Source organism: Neisseria sp. N95_16, from assembly GCF_002551535.2.
Lineage (GTDB): Bacteria > Pseudomonadota > Gammaproteobacteria > Burkholderiales > Neisseriaceae > Neisseria > Neisseria brasiliensis.
This window is the reverse complement of record NZ_PDBT02000104.1, coordinates 1-5,778: the sequence shown is the minus strand read 5'-3', so window position 1 is coordinate 5,778 and position 5,778 is coordinate 1. Positions and strand designations below refer to the sequence as shown.

2 tRNA genes and 3 rRNA genes are annotated in these 5,778 nt (G+C 49.2%); all 5 read right to left on the bottom strand.

Annotated elements, in window-relative coordinates:
* Positions 1–54: 54 nt before the first annotated feature.
* The 5 genes from rrf to CRG49_RS11990 all read right to left on the bottom strand — a co-directional run bounded on the left by rrf (position 55) and on the right by CRG49_RS11990 (position 5,436).
* Positions 55–168: ribosomal RNA gene (gene rrf / locus CRG49_RS12010) — 5S ribosomal RNA — on the bottom strand.
* A gap of 120 nt (positions 169–288) precedes the next feature.
* Positions 289–3,180, bottom strand: a 23S ribosomal RNA gene (locus tag CRG49_RS12005).
* 424 nt (positions 3,181–3,604) lie between these two features.
* A tRNA-Ala gene (locus CRG49_RS12000) sits at positions 3,605–3,680 on the bottom strand.
* An 11-nt stretch (positions 3,681–3,691) separates the two neighbouring features.
* Positions 3,692–3,768 (bottom strand) — tRNA-Ile (locus CRG49_RS11995).
* A 127-nt stretch (positions 3,769–3,895) separates the two neighbouring features.
* A 16S ribosomal RNA gene (locus CRG49_RS11990) occupies positions 3,896–5,436 on the bottom strand.
* The 16S, 23S and 5S rRNA genes sit together here with 2 tRNA genes alongside, the layout of an rRNA operon.
* Between the last annotated feature and the right edge of the window lie 342 nt (positions 5,437–5,778).

Sequence of the window (5,778 nt, the reverse complement as noted above, 5' to 3'; positions counted from 1 at the left end):
GTTGTATCAAACGTAAAGAAGCCTCTGACATTCATCAGAGGCTTCGGAATGGGTGTTTGGCAGTGACCTACTTTCACATGGAAGAACCACACTATCATCGGCGCTGAGTCGTTTCACGGTCCTGTTCGGGATGGGAAGGCGTGGGACCAACTCGCTATGGCCGCCAAACTTAAACTGTACAAATCGGTAAGCCGTTATGCAGTCTCCTGCACTTATTTATTCTTTAATCAACTGTTGGTGATGACTGAATCATCAGTAAGCTCTTATCTTTGAAGTTCTTCAAATGATAGAGTCAAGCCTCACGAGCAATTAGTATCGGTTAGCTTCACACATTACTGCGCTTCCACACCCGACCTATCAACGTCCTGGTCTCGAACGACTCTTTAGGAGGATTAAATCCTCAGGGAAGTCTCATCTTCAGGCGAGTTTCGCGCTTAGATGCTTTCAGCGCTTATCTCTTCCGAACTTAGCTACCCGGCTATGCCACTGGCGTGACAACCGGTACACCAGAGGTTCGTCCACTCCGGTCCTCTCGTACTAGGAGCAGCCCCCGTCAAACTTCCAACGCCCACTGCAGATAGGGACCAAACTGTCTCACGACGTTTTAAACCCAGCTCACGTACCACTTTAAATGGCGAACAGCCATACCCTTGGGACCGACTACAGCCCCAGGATGTGATGAGCCGACATCGAGGTGCCAAACTCCGCCGTCGATATGAACTCTTGGGCGGAATCAGCCTGTTATCCCCGGAGTACCTTTTATCCGTTGAGCGATGGCCCTTCCATACAGAACCACCGGATCACTATGTCCTGCTTTCGCACCTGCTCGACTTGTCGGTCTCGCAGTTAAGCTACCTTTTGCCATTGCACTATCAGTCCGATTTCCGACCGGACCTAGGTAACCTTCGAACTCCTCCGTTACTCTTTGGGAGGAGACCGCCCCAGTCAAACTGCCTACCATGCACGGTCCCCGACCCGGATTACGGGTCTGGGTTAGAACCTCAAAGTCACCAGGGTGGTATTTCAAGGACGGCTCCACAGAAACTAGCGTCTCTGCTTCTAAGCCTCCCACCTATCCTACACAAGTGACTTCAAAGTCCAATGCAAAGCTACAGTAAAGGTTCACGGGGTCTTTCCGTCTAGCAGCGGGTAGATTGCATCTTCACAACCACTTCAACTTCGCTGAGTCTCAGGAGGAGACAGTGTGGCCATCGTTACGCCATTCGTGCGGGTCGGAACTTACCCGACAAGGAATTTCGCTACCTTAGGACCGTTATAGTTACGGCCGCCGTTTACTGGGGCTTCGATCCGATGCTTGCACATCTTCAATTAACCTTCCAGCACCGGGCAGGCGTCACACCCTATACGTCCACTTTCGTGTTAGCAGAGTGCTGTGTTTTTAATAAACAGTCGCAGCCACCTATTCTCTGCGACCCTCCAATGCTTACAGAGCAAGTCTTTCACATCGAAGGGCATACCTTCTCCCGAAGTTACGGTATCAATTTGCCGAGTTCCTTCTCCTGAGTTCTCTCAAGCGCCTTAGAATTCTCATCCTGCCCACCTGTGTCGGTTTGCGGTACGGTTCTGATTCAACTGAAGCTTAGTGGCTTTTCCTGGAAGCGTGGTATCGGTTACTTCAGCACCTTGGTGCCTCGTCATCACTTCTCGGTGTTAAGAAGACCCGGATTTGCCTAAGTCTTCCACCTACCGGCTTAAACAAACTATTCCAACAGTTTGCTAACCTAACCTTCTCCGTCCCCACATCGCATTGAATCAAAGTACAGGAATATTAACCTGTTTCCCATCGACTACGCATTTCTGCCTCGCCTTAGGGGCCGACTCACCCTACGCCGATGAACGTTGCGTAGGAAACCTTGGGCTTTCGGCGAGCGGGCTTTTCACCCGCTTTATCGCTACTCATGTCAACATTCGCACTTCTGATACCTCCAGCACACTTCTCAATGCACCTTCTTCGGCCTACAGAACGCTCCCCTACCATACGTGTAAACACGTATCCGCAGCTTCGGTTATAGATTTGAGCCCCGTTACATCTTCCGCGCAGGACGACTCGACCAGTGAGCTATTACGCTTTCTTTAAATGATGGCTGCTTCTAAGCCAACATCCTGGCTGTCTGGGCCTTCCCACTTCGTTTACCACTTAATCTATCATTTGGGACCTTAGCTGGCGGTCTGGGTTGTTTCCCTCTTGACAACGGACGTTAGCACCCGCTGTCTGTCTCCCGAGGAGCAACTTGATGGTATTCTTAGTTTGCCATGGGTTGGTAAGTTGCAATAACCCCCTAGCCATAACAGTGCTTTACCCCCATCAGTCTCATACTCGAGGCACTACCTAAATAGTTTTCGGGGAGAACCAGCTATCTCCGAGTTTGTTTAGCCTTTCACCCCTATCCACAGCTCATCCCCGCATTTTGCAACATGCGTGGGTTCGGACCTCCAGTGCGTGTTACCGCACCTTCATCCTGGCCATGGATAGATCACTCGGTTTCGGGTCTACGCCCAGCAACTATTCGCCCTATTAAGACTCGGTTTCCCTACGCCTCCCCTATTCGGTTAAGCTCGCTACTGAACGTAAGTCGTTGACCCATTATACAAAAGGTACGCAGTCACGGAACATGTCCGCTCCCACTGTTTGTATGCATCAGGTTTCAGGTTCTATTTCACTCCCCTCCCGGGGTTCTTTTCGCCTTTCCCTCACGGTACTGGTTCACTATCGGTCGATGATGAGTATTTAGCCTTGGAGGATGGTCCCCCCATATTCAGACAGGATTTCACGTGTCCCGCCCTACTTGTCGTACGCTTAGTACCATTGATCAGATTTCGAATACGGGACTATCACCCACTATGGTCAAGCTTYCCAGCTTGTTCTTCTATCTCAACAATTATCACGTACAGGCTCCTCCGCGTTCGCTCGCCACTACTTGCGGAATCTCGGTTGATTTCTTTTCCTCCGGGTACTTAGATGGTTCAGTTCTCCGGGTTCGCTTCTCTAAGCCTATGTATTCAGCTTAGGATACTGCACAGTATGCAGTGGGTTTCCCCATTCGGACATCGCGGGATCAAAGCTTTATTGCCAGCTCCCCCACGCTTTTCGCAGGCTTACACGTCCTTCGTCGCCTATCATCGCCAAGGCATCCACCTGATGCACTTATTCACTTGACTCTATCATTTCAAGAACCTCTTTGACTTAATCCGCACTACCGTTGACGAGTAGTGGAACTAGATGTTTTTACTTTGATAAAGCTTACTGCTTTGTTGTGTCTTAACCCTGCCTTTTGTGTTTCAGGGTTAAGTCGATACAATCATCACCCAAATACTGTGATTTACTTCTTCACAACAATCAGCCATTTGCAAATAGCTAATTGTCAAAGTAAATCAACATTGTCTTTGTTTGTTGATTTCGGCTTTCCAATTTGTTAAAGATCGATGCTTTTCAATATTGCTATTGACTTCGCAAATCAAAATGAGCTGGCCATTATATCAGCCTTCTTTTTGCAGTCAAGCTTTTTCAGTCGTTAAACAAAAAATCAGCGCTAAGCGCTTTTTTATTTAACTTCTGCCAACTGACTTTGATTTGGGAAGTGTGTGGTGGAGGCAAACGGGATCGAACCGATGACCCCCTGCTTGCAAAGCAGGTGCTCTACCAACTGAGCTATGCCCCCAGTATGAGTTGTGGTGGGTCTGGGAGGACTTGAACCTCCGACCCCACGCTTATCAAGCGTGTGCTCTAACCAGCTGAGCTACAAACCCAAGGTCGTTATTTTGAAATCGTTTAAGTTCAGCTTTTAAACCGTTCTTTTTCAATCTCTCAATATCTTTTGCATCTTCTACAGTTTACCGATAAGTGTGAATGCGAGAAGCCTCTTCTTTTCTCTAGAAAGGAGGTGATCCAGCCGCAGGTTCCCCTACGGCTACCTTGTTACGACTTCACCCCAGTCATGAAGCATACCGTGGTAAACGGGCTCCTTACGGTTACCCTATCTACTTCTGGTATCCCCCACTCCCATGGTGTGACGGGCGGTGTGTACAAGACCCGGGAACGTATTCACCGCAGTATGCTGACCTGCGATTACTAGCGATTCCGACTTCATGCACTCGAGTTGCAGAGTGCAATCCGGACTACGATCGGTTTTGTGAGATTGGCTCCACCTCGCGGCTTGGCTACCCTCTGTACCGACCATTGTATGACGTGTGAAGCCCTGGTCATAAGGGCCATGAGGACTTGACGTCATCCCCACCTTCCTCCGGCTTGTCACCGGCAGTCTCATTAGAGTGCCCAACTGAATGATGGCAACTAATGACAAGGGTTGCGCTCGTTGCGGGACTTAACCCAACATCTCACGACACGAGCTGACGACAGCCATGCAGCACCTGTGTTACGGTTCCCGAAGGCACTCCTCCGTCTCTGGAGGATTCCGTACATGTCAAGACCAGGTAAGGTTCTTCGCGTTGCATCGAATTAATCCACATCATCCACCGCTTGTGCGGGTCCCCGTCAATTCCTTTGAGTTTTAATCTTGCGACCGTACTCCCCAGGCGGTCAATTTCACGCGTTAGCTACGCTACTAAGCAATCAAGTTGCCCAACAGCTAATTGACATCGTTTAGGGCGTGGACTACCAGGGTATCTAATCCTGTTTGCTACCCACGCTTTCGAGCATGAACGTCAGTGTTATCCCAGGGGGCTGCCTTCGCCATCGGTATTCCTCCACATCTCTACGCATTTCACTGCTACACGTGGAATTCTACCCCCCTCTGACACACTCTAGCTAGCCAGTTCAAAACGCAGTTCCCAGGTTAAGCCCGGGGATTTCACATCTTGCTTAACTAACCGTCTGCGCTCGCTTTACGCCCAGTAATTCCGATTAACGCTCGCACCCTACGTATTACCGCGGCTGCTGGCACGTAGTTAGCCGGTGCTTATTCTTCAGGTACCGTCATCACACAGTGATATTAGCACTATGCTTTTCTTCCCTGACAAAAGTACTTTACAACCCGAAGGCCTTCTTCATACACGCGGCATGGCTGGATCAGGCTTGCGCCCATTGTCCAAAATTCCCCACTGCTGCCTCCCGTAGGAGTCTGGGCCGTGTCTCAGTCCCAGTGTGGCGGATCATCCTCTCAGACCCGCTACTGATCGTCGCCTTGGTAGGCCTTTACCCCACCAACYAGCTAATCAGATATCGGCCGCTCAAATAGCGCTAGGCCCGAAGGTCCCCAGCTTTCCTCCTCAGAGAATATGCGGTATTAGCTAATCTTTCGATTAGTTATCCCCCACTACTCGGTACGTTCCGATATATTACTCACCCGTTCGCCACTCGCCACCCAAGAAGCAAGCTTCTCTGTGCTGCCGTCCGACTTGCATGTGTAAAGCATGCCGCCAGCGTTCAATCTGAGCCAGGATCAAACTCTTATGTTTAATCTCTAACTTATTTAACTTCTGGTCTGCTTCAAAGAAACTGACAAAGTATAGATAAATCTACATCTTGTCTGTTTTTGTCGCAGTGTGAGGCTTGTCGCACTCACACTTATCGGTAATCTGTTTGTTAAAGAGCAAGAACCGAATTATACATCACTCAAACTGCTTGTCAACTCTTTTTTCAAAATTCATCGAAAAATCAAATCAACCGTGCTATAATTATAAGTTCGTTTCGCCACTGCGTCAGCAGCGAAGAACCGAACTATACCCCTCTCCCCAGACACCGTCAACTCCAACAAACAACAAATTTCTACAAAATCCAACAAATCGCTGTTTTACAAT